This window comes from Flavobacterium channae (genome assembly GCF_021172165.1).
Lineage (GTDB): Bacteria > Bacteroidota > Bacteroidia > Flavobacteriales > Flavobacteriaceae > Flavobacterium > Flavobacterium channae.
Window position 1 is genome coordinate 340,587 of the sequence record NZ_CP089096.1, and the last position, 23,991, is coordinate 364,577.

Sequence of the window (23,991 nt, forward strand, 5' to 3'; positions counted from 1 at the left end):
AATATTCAAACTTTTTTAATTCTGATTAATTTCGGTTTTTCTTTTTTTACTATTTTTATATCAATGATTTTAACCCCAAACGGATCATGAAAAAAATACTGTTAATATTTGCTTGTTTTTATTCTGGTTTTTTGTTTTCACAAGCAATAACTGTTGATAACACTTCAAATTCACCTGCGCAATTAGTTGATTTGTTGCTTGGAAATTCTTGTGTTGAAGTTTCTAATATTTCGGTTTCTTCAAATCAAGCGGTTGCTTATTTTAATCAAAATGGTTCTTCATTTCCAATAGCAGAAGGAATTATTATTAGAAACGGTATTGCAACACACACTCAAGGACCCTATACAGGCAATAACTTAAGTAGTTCGGTAACGCCAACTGGAGATGCTTTTTTGCAAAATTTAAGTGATAATAATGGAGGGAATAGTCCAATTGTAAATGCAGAGTTTTTAGAATTTGATTTTATTCCGCTTTCAAATAGTTTTAGCTTTAATTTTTTGTTTGCTTCAAATGAATATGGATTTTATCAATGTGAATTTAGTGATGTTTTTGCCTTTGTATTAACCGATTTATCTTCCGGAGTTTCTACTAATTTAGCGGTTATTCCAGGAACAAATACACCAGTTTCCGTAACTACAATTAGAAATAGCATTTACAATGATCCATCAAGTCCAAATAACAGTTGTGCCTCTATAAATCCAAGTTTTTTTGGAACATATAATGTTGGAAATCCTACTTCTGCATTAAATATGAGAGGGCAAACAGTGGTTATGAATGCTTCTTCAGTTGTTGTTCCAAATACACCATATAGAATTCGTTTGGTTATTGGTGATTATGCAAATTCAGGATTTGATTCAGCAGTCTTTTTATCAGCAGGAAGTTTTACCACTACTTTAGATTTAGGACCAGATCAGATTATTTGTACCGGTGATACTTTTTTTCTGGAAACCGACTTAGATAATACTTTTACCTATACTTGGTACGAAAATGGTAATCCAATTCCGGGAGAAGTTAATTCTTCTTACACTGTTACTCATCCTGGAATTTATACAGTGGAAGCCGTAAGAGGTTCTTGTTTGATTACAGATACAATTGAGTTCACTGATTTAGCTGTGAATACCCCTCAAGATTTACTGACTTGTAATACTGGTGCTGGAACTTATAGTTTTAATTTAACTAGTAATGATGAAACTGCATTAGGAATAGATACAGCAATTTATGATGTTTTATATTATGAATCTCCTGCAGATATTGTTGCAAATAATCCAATTCCTAATGGAAATTTATCTTCTTATTCAAGTTCTGGAGGACAAACAATTTATATAAAAATACTAAACACTGTTACAGGTAATTTTTGTGATGCTGTTTACTCTTTTGATTTAATTGTTACTAATGCTGTTGTGGCAACACCACCAAATCCAATTTCTGTATGTGAAGGTCAAGGAAGTACGGGTTATACCTTTGGTGCTGTTACTACAAATGAAGTTTTAAATGGGCAATCACCAGCAAATTATACGGTTACGTATTACAATTCTGTTGGTGAAGCAACTTCAGGTACAAATCCTGTGTTGTCGGTGTCTATTCCAAACGGAACGACAACAGTTACTGTTGGTATAAGAATGCAAGATAATTCAAATCCTAGCTGTTTTGATGTTACTTCAGTTACAATTACTGTTAATCCTTTACCTGTTGTTGATGATATACCAGATCCAGTTGAATGTAGTCAATATACTTTACCAACAATTGCCAATGGGACATATTATCTTTTACCAGGTGGTCCAACTACTCCAGGGCAAGTACAGTACAATATAGGAGATATTTTAGTAGATGGTGGTACCTATTATATTTTTGCTGGTCCTGATGCAAATGGTTGTACAAATGAATCAAGTTTTAATTTAACTTTAATAGATGAATATACTCCTCAATTAGATCATTGTGGTACTTTTATTGTGCCAACGCCTCCAGAAAATATTGGTAATTTTTATACACAGCCAGGAGGTCCTTCTGGAACTGGAGTTGTAGTGCCTGCAGGAACGGAATATGTTAATACCACAGCAGCTACTTTTACAGAGACATTGTATTACTATGCTGAAATAAATGGAATATTGTGTAGGGATGAGCAATTTGTTTTTTACGTTCACCCGTTGCCACTTGTAGATGATCCGGCAGATGTTACCACTTGTGATTCTTATGTATTACCAGCTTTAATTAATGGAGTTTATAATACTTCTTCGGATGGAAGTGGAACAACTTTAAATCCAGGAGATGTAATAAGTGTTAATGGACCTAATTTTCCAGGTACTTATTATGTTTTTAATTCTCTAGGTCACACAAATAGTCAAGGACAGCCTGGAACATGTACAGACTTTAATGATATTGTAATTGATTTAGTTGATACATCTGTGTTTTCAGCTGTTTCTGGTTGTGGATTTTATACATTACCTGCTGTTCCTTTTGGAGGTTATTTTACTGCTCCAAATGGTGGCGGAACTCAAATTACAGATTTGAATATAACTTCTTCTCAAGTTGTTTATTATTTTACAAATACGACGACTTTGCCAAATTGTACTTCTAATTTAAATTATAATATCACTATTAATCCATTACCATTAGTTGATACAATTCCGAGTGGTACGCATTGTGGTGAATTTGTTTTACCTGTTTTAGCAAATGGTAGTTATTATACTTTACCAGGAGGTCCAACGGTTCTAGGGCAAGTACCTTTAAGTGCTGGACAAAGAATTGATTTGTCGGGAGTAAATTTAGCACCAGGAACATATTATATTTATAACGGTTTAGATGCTAATAATTGCGAAAATGAGTCAAGTTTTACAATTAATTTGAATCCATTCCCTCCAACAGATAATGTTTTCAGTAGAACAGAATGTTTGCCTTACACTATTCCTGCACCAACCAACGGTACAATTTATACAGCTCCAGGTGGTCCTGCGGGTGGAGGTTCTGTAGTTTCTTCAACACAATCTTTTGATTCAACTCAAACTTTCTATTTGTATAATATTGATACTACAACAGGGTGTGAAATTAATCGTCCATTTACAGTAACTTATAATGGAATCAACTTGCCAGATTATCAAAATGTGAATGTTTGTGAGTATGAAAACTATCAATTGCCTGCATTAACACATGTAGCTCCAACACCTTTTGATTACACTATTGGCTATTTTTATGATCCAAATGGAGTAAACCCTTTGCCAAACGGAACTGTTTTTAATGTTCCAAATACTACTACAACAATTTATGTTTATGCAGTAAATGGAGACCGAATTATTTGTACACAAGAAGATAGTTTTGATATTGTAGTTTCAGAAACACCCAACTTAGCCGCTTTAGGATTGGTGTTTGACAATGAGGAATGTGGAACTTATGTGTTGCCAACGCTACCAACAACAACTTATAATATTGGTTATTATTCACAATCTGGTGGAAATGCGGCTGATTTAATTACGAATTTGAATATTTCAACACCTGGGACGTATACCTATTTTGTGTATGCTTCGGCTATTGGTAATCCAAACTGTAATGATGAAATTTCATTTACATTCACAGTTCATCCACTACTTGATATTACAATTCAAGGAGGAATTATTTGTGTGGATTCTGAAACAAATGAACCCTTAAGAACATTTACTATGAATTCAGGCTTGAATCCTGCCTTTTTTACGGTGAATTGGTATTTGAATGGAACTTTGATGGGAACTGGTCCAAGCTATGAAGCTTCATTAGCTGGTGTTTATACGGTTGAATTTATAAAACTTATTCCTGATGTTGGAGCAAATTGTAATTACAATACTACTACCGTGACTATTGTTCAATCTGGACCGGCCGTTGCTGATTTTACTGTAAGTACTCCTTTTGAAAATAACACTTTTATAACGGTTAATTTAACTGGTGGTTTTGGTGATTATCTCTATCAATTAGTTTACCCAGGTGGTAGTTTATCTGGATATCAATCAAGTAATGTATTTACTAATTTGCCTACAGGAGAATACTATGTGAATATTTATGATATTTTAGGAAATTGTTCGCCAACTATTGTTGGTCCAATTTATATTATTAATTATCCAAATTATTTTACACCAAATGATGATGGTGTTAATGATAATTGGAATATTTGGGATTTAAGTCATCAGCCTGATGCTGTGATTAATATTTTTGATCGTTACGGTAAATTTCTAAAACAAATGTCGCCCACTAGCTCAGGTTGGGATGGTACTTATAATGGAGAGAAATTACCATCAACCGATTATTGGTTTACAGTTGAATACTTACCACAAAACGCGACTGCTAAGCGAATATTTAAAGCGCATTTTTCTTTAAAAAGATAACTTATTAACATTAACAATTGACCAATTTTCTTTTTGTAAAAGTTGAAGTAACTTTACATTATGTATGCTTTAGTTGATTGTAATAATTTTTACGTTTCGTGCGAACGTGTTTTTCAACCTCATTTGAATGGTAAACCTGTTGTGGTTTTATCTAACAATGATGGTTGTGTAATTTCGCGTAGTAATGAAGCTAAAGCACTTGGTGTTCCTATGGGAGCTCCCGAGTTTAAAGTCCGTGATGAGATTAAGCAACACGACATACATGTTTTTTCATCGAATTATGCTTTGTATGGTGATTTAAGTCATCGTGTAATGGCAACTTTAGCGCATTTTACACCAAATGTTGAGGTGTATAGTATTGATGAAGCTTTCCTAAATTTTACTGGACAAACCATACCAGATTATCATGAATATGGTTTGCAAATACGTAAGCGAATTTTAAAATGGTTGAGTATTCCAACGGGAATTGGATTTGCACCTTCGAAAGCTTTGTCTAAAATGGCCAATCATATTGCTAAGAAGTTCCCTGAGCGTACTCAAGGTGTCTATGTTATTGATACCGATGAAAAACGTATAAAAGCTCTTAAATGGACTAAAATTGGTGATGTTTGGGGAATTGGCTATCGCTTAACCAAGAAAATGCATGCCAAAGGTATTATAACTGCTTACGATTTTACTTTGCCAAAGAATGAATGGTATATTAGAAAAGAAATGGGAGTTGTGGGAATGCGTTTGAAATACGAATTAGAAGGTAAATCTGTTTTGGAAATGGAAGAGCCAAAAGCAAAGAAGAATATTGCAGTTACTCGAAGTTTTGAAAAGGATATTAGTGATTTTGATGAACTAAAAGAACGCGTAGTTACATTTGCTAGTGTTTGTTCAGAAAAATTGCGAAAGCAAAATTCATGTTGCTACGGTGTTATTTTGTATTTAAGTAAAGATAGGTTTCGTGCTAATGGCGAAAAATATAGTTTTTATCGTTTGCAAACATTGTCGTTTCCTAGTAATACTGCTTTTTCAATAAGTGGATTGGCAATTAAGATGCTTAAAGAATTATATGAGGAAGGTGCGGTTTATAAAAAGGCAGGTGTAATTGTAACTGATATAATTCCAGCGAATCAGAAGCAATTCCATTTGTTTGATGATGAAAATCCAAAATTCCAAAAATTAATGGAAGTTATGGATGCTTATCACGAGAAAGTAGGGGAGCGTAAAATCCGATTGGCTAGTCAAGATTTAAAGCGTACTTGGAAAATGAAACAAAATCATTTGTCGAAACGTTATACCACAAATTTTAACGAATTAATAGAAGTGAAATGTCAGTGAAATCTAAAATTACCTTCTTTGTTCCAGATTCGGATAACCCGATAATGGTTCCTTTTGTTTCAGGTGAAATAAAGGCTGGTTTTCCTTCTCCGGCAGCAGATTTTGAAGAGTTAAAACTGAGTTTAGATCATTTGTTGATTAAGAATAGAGAAGCTACTTTTTATGCAAAAGCAAGCGGAAATTCAATGATAGAAGCAGGAATAGATGATGGCGACATTATGGTAATTGATAGAAGTTTGGAACCTCATAATAATGCTATTTCAGTTTGTTTGATTGATGGGGAGTTTACTGTAAAACGCATTAAGAAAGATGGCGAAGAATTGTATTTAATGCCTGAAAATTCACAATACAAACCAATTAAAGTAGAAGAGGAGAATGAATTGATAATTTGGGGAATTGTAACTTATGTAATTAAGAAAATGAAATAAAAAAAGAGGCTGATTTTAATCAGCCTCTTTTTTATCTATATATTATTGATATTAGAAGTTAGCTCTATTGTCTTTAATTTCTGCTTTCTCTTTTAAAGCTATATAACTCATAGAAACCGCGTAAGATCTGTTTTGAGATCTATCTTGAGTAATATAAGTCTCATAACTTGGAACTTCAGGGGCTTTAGTTACAGCTTTAGCTCTAACCATAAACATTCCTGTATTTCCTTCAATGATTTCAGAAGTTTTACCCGCAGCTAAACCAAATGCTTTACCAACAACTTTTGGCTCGTTTCCGATATTTGGAACAACTGGTGCTTTTAATGAAACTCCAGTAGCAGTTTGTACTGTAGCTCCAGATTTTTTAGCAGCTTCTTCTAATGAAGCTCCGCTCATTTTTTTCTTAATGATTTCAGCTTTTTTCTGATTTTTGATGATTGGTTCAACAGATTGTTTAGCAATATCGATTGGTAATAAACCGCTTTCGTTTCTGTCTTTTAATTTTGCAATAACAAAACCTTGAGGAACTTCAAAACGTCTTACATCTCCAATTTCTGTATCTTTATTGAATGACCATCTTACAATTTCTCTTTGAGAACCTACACCTTGAACATACTCGTCAGAACCTTTTAAGTTTGTTGCAGGAATAACTTCTAATCCAGCTTTTTTAGCTAAAGCAGCAAAATCAGCATTTTCATTAGCATCAGCCTCTAATTGACTTGCTTTTGTATAAATAGCATCGATTGTAGCTTCAGATGGTTGGATTTTTTGAGCAACAGTCCCTAATAAAACAGCGTTGTATTTATCCATTACTTTAATAACGTGGAAACCATAATCTGTTTCTACAACTCCAATAGTTCCAACTGCATTGTTGAATACGAAATCATTAAACTGAGGAACCATTTGTCCTGGAGTAATGTTGTCATACTCACCACCATTATTTTTAGAACCTGGATCGTCAGAATTTGTCATTGCTAACATTGCAAAATTTCCAGGATTAGCTTTAGCTTGAGCTAATAAATCGTTAGCTAATGCTTGAGCTTCTTCTTTAGTTCTTGTAGCAGTTGATTGAGGAGCTCCTTTGTAAGCTAATAAAATGTGACTAGCTTTTGCACTTGCGTTTCCTTTTTTAGCAACCATTCTTGAAATACATTGGTGACCATTGAAAACATAAGGACCATAAACACCACCAACTGGCAAGTTGAACAACTCTTCTTGATAGTCGATAGGTAAATCTTTTTTAGTTACGTATGTAGAATCAAATTTGATATCTGAATTTGCATTTACAAACTCACCAACATTAGCAACAGAATCAAATTTTACTTTTACATCGCCAATAGAAGATAGCATAGCTTGCTCATCTTCTTTAGATGGTTTGTTTTCTACTAAAACAAAATCGACACTAGTTGTGTTATCTGATTTGTATTTTTTAGGAGATTTTTTCATGAAGTCGATGATTTCAGCATCTGAAACTTTTACTTGATCATCAGCAACAGTTGAGAAAGCTACAGTTACATAGTCAAAATCAGCTTTATCATTTTCTAACTTGTATAAATATTTACCTTCAGCTTTAGTTGTATAAACACCAGATTTAATCATTGTGTTATACATTTGCTCAAGGGCATATCTTTCAATGTTTTTCTCAAATTCTTTCCATTGTAACCATTGTGTTTGGTCTGGAGCGTTTTTGATTCCTTTTAAAGACTCTTTGAATTTGTTTTCGTCAAACTGACCAGCAGCATTCAAAAATTGAGGATTTTGAGCTAAGTTAGGATTTTGTTTGATAACGTTAATTAATTGCTCGCTACCAATTTTTAAACCTAATTTTTCAAACTCTTCTGTAAGGATAATTCTTCTAACTTCTTGATCCCAAGCACTATTTAAAGCTTGAGTTGAACTAGTACCTTGTCCTTGCTTTTCAATCATTGCAACATTTTGCATAAATTGTTGTGCTTCAATGTCTGTTCCGTTTACAGAACCTACATCATTTGCTCCTGCTCCAAAAGTTCCACTTTGAATTACATCTGCAAGTACAAATGAAAACAATGCTAAAGCAATGATAATGATTAAGAAGAATGAACGTTGTCTAATTTTAGATAAAACTGCCATTTTTATTCGTGTTTAATTTTTTTCAGAGGGCGAAAATACAATTATCTATTTAATAATAAAATAGTAAAGTTATATTTTACTTGAATTTTTTAAAGATTTTTATCTTTTTTCTTCTTTTACAGAAAAACGAACTAATTCAATTTTTTTATTACTTGCGGAATGAATGATTATTTCGAAATTTTCAATGATAATTTTTTCTTCATTCGTAGGTATTTCTTTAGTATGATTTACAATAAAACCGCCTAAAGTTGTATATGAATCTGATTCGGGAATCTGTAAATTATATTTTTCATTTAAGAATTCTACTTCTAATCGAGCAGAAAACAAATAAACATTTTCTTCTAAGATTTCATCGATTAATTCTTCGTCTAAATCATGTTCGTCTTCAATTTCTCCGAAAAGTTGTTCGATAATATCTTCTACTGTAATAATACCAGAAGTTCCACCATATTCGTCTAATACAACTGCGATACTTTTTCTTTTTTTGGTTAATAAATCCAACGCATCTTTTATGAAAATAGTTTCAGGAATGTATTCAACTGGAATCATTACGCTTTTAATAGTTTTTGGTTTTTTGAAAAGTTCAAAAGAGTGAACATAACCTAAAATGTCATCAATCGAATTCTGATAAATAAGCAATTTAGAATAGCCTGTTTTAACGAAAGTGTCTTTTAATTCAGAAACTGAATCTAAAATATCAACACCACTAATTTCGGTTCTTGGTGTCATGATATCTCTAGCTTTTAAATCCGAAAATTCTAAAGCATTTTGAAAAATTTGAATTTCTGAATCTATTTCGTTTTCATCTGATACATTGCTCATTTGTTCAGTAATATAGTTGCCTAATTCAACTTTACTAAAATATTCTTGTACTTGGTCTCCAGGTGTTTTAAAGAATTTTCGAAGGATGATGTCCGAAATCCAAATAATAAATTTTGTTGGCCAAAAGAATAATTGATAAAAGAAATAGCTTGGTACTGCAAAAAATTTGATAAATGAATTGGCATAAATTTGAAAAAATACTTTTGGTAAAAATTCAGCCGTTAACAAAATAATTGCAGTAGAGATTAAAGTTTGAAGTAACAATCCAACAAATGCGGAAAGATGAAGGTAGTTGTTGAAAAAATCAATAATTAAATCTCCGGAATAAAAACCATAAACAACTAATACTACATTGTTACCAACGAGCATTGCGGTTATAAACTGAGAAGGTTTTTCGGTTAGTTTGTTTAAAATAGAAGCATTAAAGTTGTTTTGCCTTTTTTCTATCGATAAGTATACTTTGTTTGATGATACATAAGCGATTTCCATTCCGGAAAAAAAAGCAGAAAGTAATAGGCAAATTACTATAATGGCTATATCCATTTATTTATTTTCTGTTTTGGTATTTGTTTTGAAAATGTCTTCTGAAAAAGAACATACCTACAGCCACAAGAGCTATAATTAAACTTAATAAAATATCATTGAAAGGTCTTCCTTCTTGATACTTTTTAAAAGCATCATAAACGAAGAAACCTGCGAAAATCAAATAGATATATTGGATGAATTTTAAATAAGTCATTGTGAAATAATTTTATCAAATGTAATAAAAAGGGAAATGTAAAACAATTATTTATTCAGTGGTGTTTACTTCTCCACTACTTTTTTGCATGTTAAAGATTTTAAAATCTTTACTAAAATCTACACCAGGGCCTTCAAGATAACCACCAGCTTCATCTGAGTATTTAAAATGTTTTTCTGTAAAAAACCATTCGTTTTTTTGGTCAAAATACAATTGCGACGTTTCTAGTTTTTTTCCATTTTGGGAACTAATAGTAACATTACCTTGTAAGTCGATAATATCGGTTTTTTTATAAGAAACGGCATAATTAGCCACAATGGTTGTAGTGTTTCCTTTATCGTCAAAAAGGGTTACATGAATTCCTTTAGGGAATTCGGTAAATGGATTTACGATATTACTATAATCAAGCATTTTAGGGCTTTTTAATATCGATTTGATTCTGCCAGAATCGGTGTATTTTAAATTTAATGTGTCGGCTTCACCAGTAGGAATAAAACTAGTTTCACTTAGTTGTTGTACTTTTTTGATGTCGCTTTCACATGAAAAAAACATAGTCACGATAAAAATCGTGACCATGTTTAGAATATTATTTTTAATGAATATCTTCATTTTATAAACTTGGAACAGCTATACTTTCTCCAACCCAACAGTTGAAAGCGATTCTTTGACCAGCTTTTCCTGATTGGAAAATTTCTGTTTTAGAAGGAGCAGCAGCTCTATATTTAGCTGCATTACTACTTGCTTGAGATCTTAAAGAAGAATCTACAGCAGCAGCTTTATCACAATATTGTGCAGCTAACCAATACATTGCTCTTTTTTCAAACTGATCGTTACCACAATCGTTGATGCTTGATCCATAAAGAGAAGCAATTAATAAATATGCTTTTCCGTAAGATGGTTTAACAGCTAAAGCTTTTCTTGCATAGTTACGAGATTGAACTTTATTTGATTTGCTGTAAATACTAGCCATTTTGTAATAAACATTAGCTTTTTTAGTGTTGTCTTTGTATAACTCAGCTGCTTGATTAAAATAATCCATAGCTTTTGTTATGTTTTTTCTTTGATATTCAACAACTCCTAATTTTTCAGCTGCATCAGCACTTGGGTTTAATTTGTAAAGTGCTTCTGAAATTTTAGAGAATAATGGATCTGTATCACATTCTTTAGCTTCTAAACGGTTAGCAGCTCTTTTTAACCACTCTTCGTTAGTTTTGTTGGCTTCAAAGCTTTTTTGATAGAAAGGAATTAACTTAGCACATGTAGAAAGTTCAAGAATAATATTTCCCATATCATTTCTAACACCTGAGAAAATTTCTAAGTTTTCTTCTAATCTTGCTTTTCTTTTTACTTCTCTATCAGAAAGAGCAACGCCAGAATCTTCTTTGCTAATTAAAGCATCTTTCTCATTTGTAAGTTCTTCTTCTTCTTCGTCTAATTTATTAGCTAAATCGTCGTATTTATCAAAAACTTGTTGTAATTCTACGCCTTGATTTGCTTTGTGTTTGTTTACTAAGATTTCAAAGTAAACGTACATAGCTTTAGCATATTTAAAGTTTGCGTAATCAGTTTTGAAAGCATTGTCTAATAATTGGAAAACTTCATCAGTAGTTCCAACTTTGTTGTCAAATAATGCCAACCCTTTTTTCATTTTATTTCCAGCACCATTATCTGGGAAATATTTATCGTGTTCGTCGTATAATTTTAACAAATCACGAACATATTTTTCCTTGTCTTGAGGAGTTGTTGCTTTTTCAATTTTTAATTTAACAGCAAATTCTCCTAAAGTATAAATACTCTTGTGAAAAGAAGGGCAGTCTTTTCTAAGTGTTGTTAAATAATCGTAACTAGTAACATCTTTCGCTTTTACTGAAGTTGACATTAAGCTTAAAGTCTCAGTGCAAGCCTCTGTGTTTTGGGCTTGAACAAAAAAGCTAGCAGCAGCTACCAATAATAAAGTTAATTTCGTTTTCATTTTTCTGCTTGTAAATTATTATTAATCTATTTTTCGTTTTTCAAACCACTTTGCTCCAAGATTCAATCCTATACTAAGATTGAAATAATTTTCTTCGATTAAGCCGTTTGCTGTAGTTCCTCTTTTTCCAAATTCAAAACCTAAATCTACTCTAGAGAAACCTAGTGGTAGTCCTAGTCCAAAATTCATGCCATAATCATTAATGCTTTCATTTTTTAGAACTAAACCAGTGTTTTCGTATTTGAAACCTGCTCTGTAAACAATTCTTTCAAAATAACTTGTAAAAGAATCGTATTTAGGAACATAGTATCCTCCTAATGCAAATCTTGTTGAATTTTCGTAAGATAAATTTGTAAAATCTTCAAATCGATTTACAAGGTTTTTGTTTTGTGTAAATGTAATTTCAGTACCTAATAACCATTTTCTGTTTTCGCCTAATCCAAATCCAAAGCTTAATTTACTTGGAATTATTAAGTCTTTATTAGGAACGTCAATGTCTTCGTTATCATTTGCAAATTCTGCACCGTTGCTTGTGTAAAATACAGTTGCAATATTTCTTGAATTTTCTGTAGTTAATTTGCTTTCTGGACTATATGTTAAACTAGAATGAAAAGTAAGTTTTGAGCTTATTTTTCGGTTATATAATAATCCGAAATTTAATGAAACACCTGTCATTTTAGCTATGTTTCTTTCTCTTGAAATATATTGCGTATAGTCTGGTGCTGTTACAGTTTCCGTAAAGTCGTTAGTAAAGTCTCCGAAATGATAAGAAAAATCAAGACCAAGGCTTAAATTTGAATTGAAAGCATAGGAACCTCCAACAAAAACTTTGTTTATATATCCATTTCCTTGTTTTTTATAATCTCTTGTTTCTCCAGTTACAACTTCAGAATTTTCATTTCTATACCCAACTGCTGAGTATGGCATTAAACCAAATGACATACCAAACTTCCCTAAAGGTAATCCAACCGCTAGATAATCAAAACTTGTTCTTTGAGCCTTTTCTTTTTCGGCTTCAGTTTTAAAAGTTGTTGAAGTATTTGTACCACCAACGGCAAATGTTGTAAGTTTTAATTTTGAGTAAGAAGCTGGATTCATAAGACTAAGTTGAATACTATCTCCTACAATAGATAATCCACCCATGGATCTTGAGTCTTGCGTTCCTCTAAATTTTACTTCGCCAAGACCATAATAGGAATAAGGAGAAGCTGTGTTATCTTGTGCCCAAGAAGTTATGGATAAAAAGATACTAGCAAGTACTATAAGTTTTTTAATCATTTTTGATGTGTGTATAGTGATAATAGGTTCAAACTTTCCAGTAAGAAATTTGAATTGGCAAATATGGTGCTTTTTAATCTTTTAGCCAAAAAAATGGCGTCTCCACCTGTTAAAATTATTGTTAAATCTTGATTTTTAAGAGAATATTGGGAAATAAACCCCTCGATTTCAAAGATTACGCCATTCACAACGCCACTATGAATTGCATTTTTTGTACTGTCTCCAATTAGATAATTGGTTTCGTCTAATTCTAATAATGGGAGTTTTGAAGTGTAATCGTTTAGGCTTTTATATCTAATTTTTATTCCAGGAGAAATAGCGCCACCTAAATATTCGTTTTTAGAATTAACAAAGTCATAGGTAATGCATGTTCCTGCATCTATTATTAGTCTGTTTTGATTTGGATACATTAATGTTGCTCCAGCTGCTAATACCATTCTGTCGATACCTAAAGTTTCAGGAGTGCTATAAAGATTTATAAATGGAAAAGCTGATTTATGACTAATAATTTCTGTTGGGAAACTATTTTTAATGTAATTCAAAACATTTTCTTCGAGTTTACCAACCGATGAAAGTGTGATTTTTTCAATATTTGAATATTTTTTAAAAATATTTTCAAATTTTTTTAAAGCCTCTTTAGTTTCAAAAATAAAAAAGTCCAATTGCTTATTGTGTTCAAATACAGCAACTTTAATTCTTGAATTACCAACATCAATTGTTAAAAGCATGATTTAGTTTTTGTGGAGACAAATATACAAATTGATTTTTTTTATTATTTGTTTTGGAAAATATAAAAATCGTTCTATATTTGCACCCGCAATCAACAAGCAGTAATGCTCTAAATTGTAATGGTACCTTAGCTCAGTTGGTAGAGCAATGGACTGAAAATCCATGTGTCCCTGGTTCGATTCCTGGAGGTACCACCTTTTAATTCATAAACCCTTGTAAATCAACAGATTAGCAAGGGTTTTTTGTTTAGGTAACGAAAAAGATAACGAATAAAATGCAACCTCAATAAAAAAGAGGTAACCTTTTTATTAGTTACCTCTTAAAATTTTTTCTAAATCCTTAACCTTATATCGCTTTCGATTACTTCCTAAAATTCGGATTGGATTAATTTTACCCTCATTCTCGTACTTCATTAGAGTAGTCATACTCTTAAATCCTAAAATACTCATCGCTTGTTTGCTATTTACATAGCTGTTTTCATTTCCATTTATTAACATATTATAACCTTATATCTCAAAAATACTTTAATAACACCATAAAACAAAATAAAATATTCAATATTTTAAGTATTTTATTGACAATAATTTAAAATATAAGACTATTTTTTGAGAATATCTTTTTATAGGTAAAATAAAATATTGATAATCAGTTATTTACATTAATCATAATAGTGTGAAGTATCTGTATTATTACGCTTAAAAGCCCATAAGTAATTATATATCAACTCTTTAGATGGTTTTTTGTGCGCTAATAAACTTTTTCTCAAATTATCAATTACAAATTTGTCTTGTAAGTCTGTTTTAGCTTTCGTGCTTTGCGGTGCTTCTAAATGTATAAATCTTTTAAGTTGCTTATCGTATTTTTTCAAATACTCATCTACCATTTTTTCGTAACCCTCTTCCAGTTGTAGTAGTAAGTCCGTTAGTTCGGCTTCGTTATCTATGTTTATTTCTTTTTCGGTTTCAAATACTGGATAGTATTCTTTAATAATTTCGTTAACTCTCATTTTTTTAGTTGTATTCATTTTTTTATTAATAAATAGTGGCTAATTTCCTAAAAGGAAATAGCACCACTATAAATTAATGTAACGTTATTGGTTGCATTTGCTTTGAGATATAATTTAGATAGTCTTCTAAATCATAAATAGGGGCTATGTGGGTGTGTTTATTTTTTAGTATAGTAACGTTATATTTTCTCTCTATTCGTTTGATAGATGAGGTAATTTGTTTGGTGGTTCTTTGCGTTGCTATATGTAAGTGTTCGCTATTGTTTATGTCTTTTTCGATTGAAAAGCAAAAGTTATTATTGGGTTTGTCGTTATAAATATCCTTTGCTAATTGGTAGTAATAGTTTTTATCATAACCAGTTTCTAAATGTATGGTTACTTCAGTTTGGTATTTTTGCCCTCGCTTGCGCTCTCTTTGGAATAGGTTAATAATGGAATGGTGGATTTTCCATTTGTTTTTAACTTTTGATATTAGGTTAATATCTTTTATTGTTTGTGATACTTGTTTAACTCTCTTTTTAAGTTGTCTTAATTCTAAATTAGTTAAATGATTTACCAATATTTCATTTAGGTTGTAATACTCTTTTAACACTCTTTTATTCTCTTATTATGTGGGGCTAATTTCCTTTGAGGAAATAGCACCCCACTACTACATTATTGTTATACCTATTTAGGTATATCTATTAATATTATATAATAGGTGGCACGTACATATAATATATAGTACGATTTTAAAAAAGTGTACTAATGCAATTTTTGGGTTTTGGTTTGTTTTTATTGGAAAAAAAATATAAGTAATTGATAAACAATTTATTGTAATTTTATTTAGTGAACTTATAGCGTTCAAAAAAGTACTTATAGCGATACTTTTTTCTTATAAATATAGAATCGGTATTGATTTTACCAATTAAAATTATCTTAATGCACCTTCTAAATTAGAAGTAATAAAGTTGGCTTTGCTTTTGTTTGTTAACTTTATTTACCTCATCTACAAATTGTTTAGCCTTATCCATTAGACTGGCTTTGTCATAAACATTTATCATAACATTTGAGGGTTTTTTATCGGGGTGGGTTACCGATAATACAATATTTTCACTTGCGTTTTTTAATCCTAAATTGGTAACAAAACTTTTTCGGCAATCGTGCGAACTAATTAAGTCACTTATGTTTTTTGTTTCTTTAATCACGCCCGATTTATAAGTGTGTGTTTCAACTATTGAAGTGGCTATTATATTAGCCTCCTTAAATAGTTCTTTTAATTCTCTATTTAGTATTTGATTTACTGGAAATTTCGGAAACCTATTATTGTGTTTAGATAGTATCTTTTGTACTGGCTCAAATAACGGAATATAACACTCTGTATGCGTTTTATTTTGGTAACTATGTAAATACTTGAAGTTGTAATTATCGTGGCTGTAATAGGCTATATTTGTTTCGTGGGCTATTTCCATAGATTCAAAACGCATTCCAGTTAGACTGGCTAAAAGAACGTAATCTTTGGCTAATTCTAAACCCTTATTAGTTGGTTTGTGATTGTACAATTTTAGAAGGTTGTCTTCATTAATGTAAATGTCTTTGCTTGCTGGCTTATCGTCTAAAATTAGGTTAATATCGTTTATGTTTAAATTGGTGGTTATTTTGTCACTTATAGCTAATTTAAACACTCTAATTAAAGCCTTTTGATACTTGCGTATAGAAGTCATTAAAAAGCTATTAGGCTTAATATTTTGTTTACGTTCGCCCTCTTTTTGTTCTATTGTAATTTTGCCTTTTAATAGTTGGTCTAATTTGTCCCAAAAGTCCCAATAGGTAGCCTCATTAAAGTTTTGAAATGTTAATTTAGTCGATGTTATACGCTCGTATTTATCAATATAAGTTCTAAGGGTTCTATAAACTTTGATACTATTCTCATCTATTGCGTTTTTTCGCCCCGAACCTTTAAGACTTTCAAATTCAGTAACTTTAGTTGTAATGTAATTCAATAAAGAGATTTGCTTTTGTGTTTCTCTTTGTTTGCGGTCTAACTTAACAAGTAAGTCATTCTTAAATTGGTTTGTTGTGGGTTTTATATCATTCATTTGATAGTAAGTGAATAGCTCATCTACTTTTTTTTCAAATAACTGCATTGCGGTTTTAACCCCCTTATTTTGTTTAGAGAAATTATTAAAAATATCCTCATTAAAAATAAAGTTGTCTTTTAGTAGTCCAAAATTTTTAGGCTTAATGGTGGCTTGAAGACTTACAAAGAATGAATAGTATTTTTTGGTGTTATCTATTTCCTCTATAAAGTTGTTGTGTATGCGTGCTTGTATAAGTTCCTCTTTGGTTCTATTGTTTGGGTTTTTATCTTTTGCTTTAAGATAGTATTTAATTTTTGGCTTTTTCATAGTTCGATTCCTTATTCGATTCCTTGCAAATATAATTAAGGTAACGAATATGGTAACGAAAAAAGTGTTAAAATATACCTTTTTTTGATATATTTTGATATGTTTTAATTTTGGCAAAACCTTTTAAAGTCTTATATATAAAGGGGTTTGGCGTGTGTTTGTAAGGGATTGTAGAAAATATATATTTTGTACTGGAGGTACCACAAAAACCACTCAAATGAGTGGTTTTTTTGTTTTATATTGTTTTGTTATTTAAAATTATAAAATCATTTCTTCATAAGAAAGCACAATATTGTACCCTTTTTCAATGAAGTAATCTTTCGGATTTTCTTTAGAAACAGCCATTACAAAGTCTCCGCCCCAAGCGCCTAAGCTTTTAATTACGCCTTTGAAGTCTGGGAAAAGTTTTTCTTTAACGGTTTGCAATTCTAATACATCGCTCATGATGATTTCATGCTTTTCCATAAGTTTGGCAAACTCTTTACCTTCTTTGCAATCTATTGCTTCGTAAGATATTGTATTGATTTTTGAAATTATTGCGTTAACATGATGATGTTTGCTCATATAATTTGCAATGGCGAGTTTACTACTTTGTTTTTGATTCAAATAAACAAAATGGATGTTTTCTTTAAAGCTTGGATTAAAATGAATTGGTTTATAATGTGGTTGTTCATTTTCTAGTTGATAAATAATAGGACTATCTGCTTTGGCACATGCAATGTCATATCCGCTTCCGCCAAAACTTTTTTGTAATAACTCAAAAGCATCAATTTGAAGCCAATCACCTATACTATTTATTAGAGTTGAAGAAGTGCCTAATCCCCAAAGACGTGGAAAGGTTAAAAAGGTTTCAATTTCGAATCCGTTTTTGTCTAAAAAGGTTGGGTTTTGAATAAAAGCTTGATGTAAGATTTCAATCAAAGTGTTTTTAACAGATGAATTTGTATCTCGAACAGTTTTATTTCTTACTTCTTCAAATAAAATGTAATCGTTAAACCAAACACTTCCATCAGAATCATAACTTGTCCATTTTATGATTTTGTTGTCGCCTTCTTTTACAACTAATTTTTGCCCAAACTTAGTAGGTAAAGCCAATGCTTTAGCGCCATCTAAAACCACATATTCTCCTGTAATGAGTAATTTTCCGTTACTGTAAAAGGTTTGGATTTCCATTAACTTCTAATTTTTTCTAAATAATCAACAACCAAACTATGCGAAACAGTCGTGTCTTTAAAATAGTCAAGTACTTTTTGTTTTTCTTCTTTTGTAGCGTGATGTTGATTTAAGATATTCATTAGGTGCATTTTCATGTGTCCTTGTTGAATTCCAGTTGTTGTAAGTGAACGTAGAGCTGCAAAGTTTTGAGCTAATCCAGCAGCGGCAACAATTTGCATCAATTCTTCAGCAGAAGGTTTACCTAATAATTCCATTGAAAATTTCACTAATGGATGTAACGAAGTTAAACCACCAACAGTTCCTAAAGCTAAAGGAATTTCCATCCAAAAAGTAAAAATATCATTTTCTATTTTTACATGAGATAAACTTGAATATTGACCCGATTTACTAGCAAAAGCATGAATTCCGGCTTCGATAGCTCTGAAATCGTTTCCTGTTGCTAAAACTACCGCATCAATTCCGTTCATAATTCCTTTGTTGTGGGTAACCGCTCTATAAGGTTCCATTTCTGCAATGCGAACAGCAGTTGCAAATTTCTGGGCAAATTCAGTTGCGTCTATATTTTTATCTTCTGAAATTTGATCAATTGGACAAGAAACTTCAACTCGCACTAAGCAATTTGGAACATAATTACTCAAAATACTCATTATGATTTGAATATTTTTTTCTTCTTGATTAAAATCAGTGTATTCTTGAGCTTGATTTTCTAGAGTTTTGGCAAATTGTTCTAAACAAGTATTTATGAAATTTGCTCCCATGCTGTCTTTTGTGTTAAAAGTTGCATGCAATTGGTAATAGTTTGCAATTTCGTGTGTTTTGTTTCTTAATTCTATATCAAGAATTCCGCCACCACGTTTTCTCATATTTTTGGTAACTTCTTCCGTTTCTGCAAAGAAAATAGGCTTTACTTTATTGAAAAAAGCTACTAATTTGTCTGAGTTACCATTGAACAAGAAATGAACTTGTCCAATTTTTTCGGTATTGATAATTGATGTTTTAAATCCGCCACGTTCTCCCCAAAATTTTGCTGCTTTTGAAGCCGCTGCAACTACAGAACTTTCTTCAATAGCCATTGGAATTGTGTAGCTTTTGCCATTGATAATGAAATTTGGTGCTACGCCATAAGGAAGATAGAAATTTGTTAAAGTGTTTTCAATGAATTCATCGTGTAATTTTTGCAAATTTTCATCTGAATTCCAGTATTTAAGAATGCTTTGTTTTGCTTCTTCAGGATTAGAAAAATAGGTATTTGTTATCCAATTTATTTTCTCTTCTTTAGAAAGTTTTGAAAAGCCTTTAACGTTTTGAGTCATATCAATTGAATTAATTTCAAATTAAAAAGCAAAGATACTAATTGGATTTATTAGGAATGCTATTTACCCACTTAAATAAGATAGTTTCAAATAAAATTTTATCAACTGGTTTAATGATGAAATCATTCATTCCTATATTAAAGCATTTTTCTTTTTCACCTGTTATGATTCCTGCTGTAATTGCAATTATAATTGTATTTGGATTGGTTTTTCTGATTTCAGTTGTAGCTTCATATCCATTCATTACAGGCATTTGTATGTCCATAAATATAATATCAGGATGATGCTCTTGTGTAATTTCTACAGCTTCTAAACCATTTTTTGCTTCATAAATTATAGTTCTTGGTAGTTTGTTTAGAATTAACGTTCTGGTCAACAACATGTTTATTTTATTGTCGTCTACAATTAAAATTTTATGGTTATTACTTAATGTTTCGTTTTGAAGTATTTCTTTGTTTTGTTTTTTAGGAATATTGTTGTTGAAATAATTTTTTAAAGATTCGTGTTTTATTGGTTTTATAATGCTTTGAATATTTTTATTTGATAGGATTTTATTGAAATTAGAATTCGAATTTTGCATTACAATAATAGATAATTTATCAAATTCGGTTAATTGATTAATTATTTCATTAGTTGTAGCTTCAGTTAAAAACTCCAAGTCAAGTAGTAATAAATCAAAATTCTTTTCAGAAATATAAGTTTTAAGAGATTCGATTTTGCCATTATAATTTTCAGCTTTCATCCCAAAGCTATCTAACATATGGATGATAATTTCAGCTACTTTGCTATTGTCTTCAATTATTAAAATATTAGTGAAATTTTGATTTTCAATTTGAATGTGTTTGTTACAAGATTCCGATTTTACAACTAATTCAAAACTAAAAGTAGAACCTTTGTTTGGCTCGCTTTCAATTTCTAATTTGCTTTTCATTAATTTAAGCAAACTATTGGTAATAGTTAATCCAAGACCAGTTCCGCCATAATTTCTAGTTGTTGAACTGTCTTCTTGAGTAAAGGCTTCTAGAATTTTTTCTTTGTTTTCTTGTTTAATTCCAATTCCAGTGTCTTTTATGCTGAATTTTATTTTTGACAGATTATCTTTTAATAATACTGAAGATACTTCAATCTCAATAAACCCTGATGTTGTAAATTTTATAGCGTTGTTAAGTATGTTTTGTAAAATTTGTTTCAAACGAATTTCATCAACCCAAATAGCACAATGAACATCTTCGTGAATATTAACAATAAGTTCTAATTTTTTTTGATGCGCCATGAATTTCATCATATCAACGCATTGATTGATGATTCCGTGTAAACTTGAAATATCGGAATTGATGGTTAATTTACCTGCTTCAATTTTTGAAATATCTAATATGTCATTTACAACATCTAGCAATGTTGAAGCAGATTGATTAACAGTTTCTAAATGTTGTTTTTGAATTTCGGTTAACTCTGTGCCCAATAATAAATTGCTAAAACCTATAATTCCATTTAATGGCGTTCTAATTTCGTGACTCATGTTGGCCAAAAACTCCGACTTAGCTTTGTTTGAAGATTCTGCTAATTCTTTTGCTATTATGGCTTCTTCAGCAATTTTTCTTTCTGTAATATCAATTAAAACTCCTTCAATGTATTCAATTTTATTATTTACAATAATTCCTTCTCCATATTCTTCAACCCAAACATAATTACCGTTTTTGTTCCTTATACGACACGTAACTTTATATGGTTCTCTGTTTTTTAATGCATTTTCTATTAGTTTTCTAAGATTTTCTTTTTCATCAGGATGATAAAGATCTACTAATGAAATTTTATTATACATGAATTCATCTCGATGATAACCTGTAAGTTTTTCAATTTCATCATTTAAATAAACTTTTGTTCTAGCTTCATTATATTTTACTAAAAATACAGAAGCTGGAATATTGTTTGCTAATAATCGGAATTTCTCCTCGCTTTCTGCAATTGCTTTTTCATTGTTAATTCTAATTATTGTAGACGAAATATTATTTGCTAGAGTAAGTAAAATATTAATTTCTTCTTCTGTCCAAATGCGTTCTTTTTTGCAATCATCAAAGCCAATAAAGCCTAAGAAAACATCTTTGTCAAACAATGGAATTATCAAGATTGATAATATTTGCTGCTCTATAAGTATTGATTTGAAATTACCTTCAGGAATATCCTTTGTAAGACTGAAATAATGTTTTTTCTTCAAAACTACTTTCATAAAATCTGAAAACAAATCATGTGGAAAATTTTGCAATTCTGGATTGTCAATTTCTGCTAAATCAGTTTCAGAAACCCATTCAAATCGTTGACTTATTAAATTCGTTTTTGGGTCATTTTCAAAATAGTACAATCGGTCTACATTTAATACGCGACCAATTTGTTCTATAGAAGAATCGAATATGTTGTTTTTGTCTTTTCGAACTAATAAATCGCTTGTCAAATGTGCTATTGCAGTTAAAATTTCGTTTTTATAGATGATTTGATTTTCTGCATTTTTTCTTTTTGTAGTTTCTATTGCTAGTGCTATAATGTCGGCTACAGTTCTACTAAAATTGATGTCTTCATTTGTCCAATATCTAGGTTCATTTGTTGCTTCAAGACATAAAATATTTTTCAGTTCTCCACCAATATAAATCGGAAGATCTAATAAAGATTTGATGTTGTATTTTGGAAAATATTCTTTTGAAAATTCAGCAAGTGAATTGCTTTTATAAACATCTGAAGCTATAATAAGTTGTTCTGATTCGATATTTTTAATGTAAATACTAATGTCTTTTTTTTGTAAACTTAAATCGGAATAATGCTTATCTTCACTATGAACATATATGTTTTTTAGTTCAATGTGATCTTTTTTATATTCCCACAATGCAACACGATCAATTCTTAATCCTATTGCTGTTTCTTTACAAATGTGTTGAATTAAGGTTTCTAAATTTGGGAAAGTTAAAAAGTTTAAAGTTGAAAGTTTATTAGAAACATTATTCAATCTACTAATCTCAGTAATTCTTTTTTGTTCTTCAATTTCAATTTGTTTTGTTGTAGTAATGTCTCTAATAATACATGAAAAACCTACAATTGCGTTATTTTGGTCTCTTTTGATTGTAACTTTTTGAGACGCCCAAATTTCTTCTCCATTTTTTTTGATAATTGGAAATTCTAAAGTTTCAAATTCATCTGTTTCAAATATGGAATCCATGTAAAATTTTGCAACAGTTTTTTTAAAATCGTCTCTTATAAATTCTGTAAAATGTTTGCCTAATATTTCTTCTAATTCATATCCTAATGTTTTAATTGAAAACTTATTTGCGTAAACAATATTACCATATCTGTCGCTCTCGTAAATTATATCTTTTGCATTTTGAATTAAATCGGCATACTTGGTTTCTAGGTTGATTTTTGATGTTATGTCTTGACCGGTGGCAACATATACATTGTTGGTGTATTTAAAATCGGTCCATTGAATAAATTTGTATTCACCATTTTTACATTTTAATTTTCGGAAATAAACCGAGTTTGGTTTAAACTTATCTGTATAATCACCAGGTTCAAATTCTGGATCTTGTGTTAATGCCCAAAATTCTTTTCCTAAAACTTCTTCTGGCTTATATCCTAATATTTTAGTAATAGAATCATTGCAGTATTGTAAATTTCCATAATTATCGGTTGCAATAATAATAGAATTAGTATTGTTTATGATATCTTGAGTAAATAGTAATCTTTCGTTTGATTTTAAAAAACGTAACATTTGTCCTAAATGAATAACAAGAATTACAAACAACGAATTGATAAGAATAATTATACTTGAAATTTCATCATTTCTAACTATTGTTAGAAGCACCAGTAAGATGAAATTAACACCCATAAACACTATATAAGACGTAAATCTTCTAAAAAGAGTTAAGTTAAAAAGCATTAACAATAGGTATTTTGAAAAAAGAACTAAATTAATATCCTCTGTTAAATATTTATATAGCGTTGTTATTAAGAAGATAAAAACACAAAGTCTAAAAATTGTAAAACTATAATTTGAAAATTCTTTTTTTGAAGTTATTATAAATATCAAAATACAAAGAACCCCAATTATTAATTCAATATAAAAATTTACAATATTAGAATCGTTAAAAAATAAATTGAAAGCTTCGGCTACGGGGAAAATTAAACCTAAATAGAGAAAATAATAACGAAACTGTAAACTCGAATAGTAGTTTTTTGTGTTTTTAACTGTTGTTAAACTTATGTTGGCCGATTTTAATTGGAATTTAAAAAACAAACCAAAAATTGCAAAAAGCAAAAACAGATAGAAGAAAACATAAAAGTTAGCAACAACTAGAGTGTTGGAATAAAAACAGTA

16 protein-coding genes and 1 tRNA gene are annotated in these 23,991 nt (G+C 30.5%); 4 read left to right on the forward strand and 13 right to left on the reverse strand.

The features are described from left to right. The first annotated feature begins 86 nt into the window (after positions 1 to 86). The 3 genes from LOS89_RS01400 to LOS89_RS01410 are packed head-to-tail and all read left to right on the forward strand — an operon-like array spanning position 87 to position 6,100. Positions 87 to 4,346 (forward strand): T9SS type B sorting domain-containing protein, encoded by a 4,260-nt coding sequence (locus LOS89_RS01400; RefSeq protein ID WP_231835946.1) that lies wholly within the window; start codon positions 87 to 89, stop codon positions 4,344 to 4,346. A 60-nt stretch (positions 4,347 to 4,406) separates the two neighbouring features. Continuing rightward, the gene (locus LOS89_RS01405) at positions 4,407 to 5,672 is read left to right on the forward strand and encodes a Y-family DNA polymerase (protein ID WP_231835947.1); all 1,266 of its coding nucleotides are present in this window, start codon (positions 4,407 to 4,409) and stop codon (positions 5,670 to 5,672) included. Further along, on the forward strand, positions 5,663 to 6,100 hold the full coding sequence (locus LOS89_RS01410; protein ID WP_231835948.1) for a LexA family protein: 438 nt from the start codon (positions 5,663 to 5,665) through the stop codon (positions 6,098 to 6,100). Before LOS89_RS01405 ends, LOS89_RS01410 begins: the two co-directional genes overlap by 10 nt. Before the next feature lie 51 nt (positions 6,101 to 6,151). Here the strand turns inward: LOS89_RS01410 and LOS89_RS01415 are convergent, their stop codons facing one another. The 7 genes from LOS89_RS01415 to LOS89_RS01445 all read right to left on the reverse strand — a co-directional run bounded on the left by LOS89_RS01415 (position 6,152) and on the right by LOS89_RS01445 (position 13,748). Continuing rightward, a complete protein-coding gene (locus LOS89_RS01415; RefSeq protein ID WP_231835949.1) occupies positions 6,152 to 8,209 on the reverse strand; it encodes a peptidylprolyl isomerase in 2,058 nt (685 codons plus the stop codon). 99 nt (positions 8,210 to 8,308) lie between these two features. Beyond that, entirely contained in the window at positions 8,309 to 9,574 is a 1,266-nt protein-coding gene (locus tag LOS89_RS01420) for a hemolysin family protein (RefSeq protein ID WP_231835950.1), read from the reverse strand. A gap of 4 nt (positions 9,575 to 9,578) precedes the next feature. Beyond that, positions 9,579 to 9,770 (reverse strand): hypothetical protein, encoded by a 192-nt coding sequence (locus LOS89_RS01425; protein ID WP_231835951.1) that lies wholly within the window; start codon positions 9,768 to 9,770, stop codon positions 9,579 to 9,581. 51 nt (positions 9,771 to 9,821) lie between these two features. Then, a complete protein-coding gene (gene lptC, locus LOS89_RS01430; RefSeq protein WP_231835952.1) occupies positions 9,822 to 10,379 on the reverse strand; it encodes an LPS export ABC transporter periplasmic protein LptC in 558 nt (185 codons plus the stop codon). Between the two features lies 1 nt (position 10,380). Next, complete coding sequence (locus LOS89_RS01435; RefSeq protein ID WP_231835953.1) at positions 10,381 to 11,742, reverse strand: tetratricopeptide repeat protein; 1,362 nt, start codon at positions 11,740 to 11,742, stop codon at positions 10,381 to 10,383. A 21-nt stretch (positions 11,743 to 11,763) separates the two neighbouring features. Further along, complete coding sequence (gene bamG / locus LOS89_RS01440; protein ID WP_231835954.1) at positions 11,764 to 13,020, reverse strand: BamG family beta-barrel-assembly machinery protein; 1,257 nt, start codon at positions 13,018 to 13,020, stop codon at positions 11,764 to 11,766. Further along, positions 13,017 to 13,748: a type III pantothenate kinase gene (locus LOS89_RS01445; protein WP_231835955.1), complete on the reverse strand. Its 732-nt coding sequence runs from the start codon at positions 13,746 to 13,748 to the stop codon at positions 13,017 to 13,019. The genes bamG and LOS89_RS01445 overlap by 4 nt, the downstream gene beginning before the upstream one ends. Positions 13,749 to 13,870: 122 nt before the next feature. Between LOS89_RS01445 and LOS89_RS01450 the strand changes: the two genes are divergently transcribed. After that, positions 13,871 to 13,943 (forward strand) — tRNA-Phe (locus LOS89_RS01450). Positions 13,944 to 14,407: 464 nt separating this feature from the next. Here LOS89_RS01450 and LOS89_RS01455 read toward each other — a convergent pair. From LOS89_RS01455 to LOS89_RS01480, 6 genes are all read right to left on the reverse strand, one after another. Further along, positions 14,408 to 14,773, reverse strand: a complete 366-nt coding sequence (locus LOS89_RS01455) for a hypothetical protein (RefSeq protein ID WP_231835956.1) — start codon at positions 14,771 to 14,773, stop codon at positions 14,408 to 14,410. Positions 14,774 to 14,828: 55 nt separating this feature from the next. Beyond that, a complete protein-coding gene (locus LOS89_RS01460) occupies positions 14,829 to 15,347 on the reverse strand; it encodes a hypothetical protein (protein WP_231835957.1) in 519 nt (172 codons plus the stop codon). Between the two features lie 343 nt (positions 15,348 to 15,690). Next, positions 15,691 to 17,142, reverse strand: a complete 1,452-nt coding sequence (locus LOS89_RS01465) for a site-specific integrase (protein WP_231835958.1) — start codon at positions 17,140 to 17,142, stop codon at positions 15,691 to 15,693. 258 nt (positions 17,143 to 17,400) lie between these two features. Next, entirely contained in the window at positions 17,401 to 18,315 is a 915-nt protein-coding gene (locus tag LOS89_RS01470) for a GYDIA family GHMP kinase (protein WP_231835959.1), read from the reverse strand. Beyond that, positions 18,315 to 19,631 carry a hydroxymethylglutaryl-CoA reductase, degradative gene (locus LOS89_RS01475; protein ID WP_231835960.1) on the reverse strand — a complete coding sequence of 439 codons (1,317 nt, stop codon included), beginning with the start codon at positions 19,629 to 19,631 and terminating at the stop codon, positions 18,315 to 18,317. The genes LOS89_RS01470 and LOS89_RS01475 overlap by 1 nt, the downstream gene beginning before the upstream one ends. A gap of 37 nt (positions 19,632 to 19,668) precedes the next feature. After that, positions 19,669 to 23,553 carry a PAS domain S-box protein gene (locus LOS89_RS01480; protein WP_231835961.1) on the reverse strand — a complete coding sequence of 1,295 codons (3,885 nt, stop codon included), beginning with the start codon at positions 23,551 to 23,553 and terminating at the stop codon, positions 19,669 to 19,671. Positions 23,554 to 23,991 lie beyond the last annotated feature (438 nt).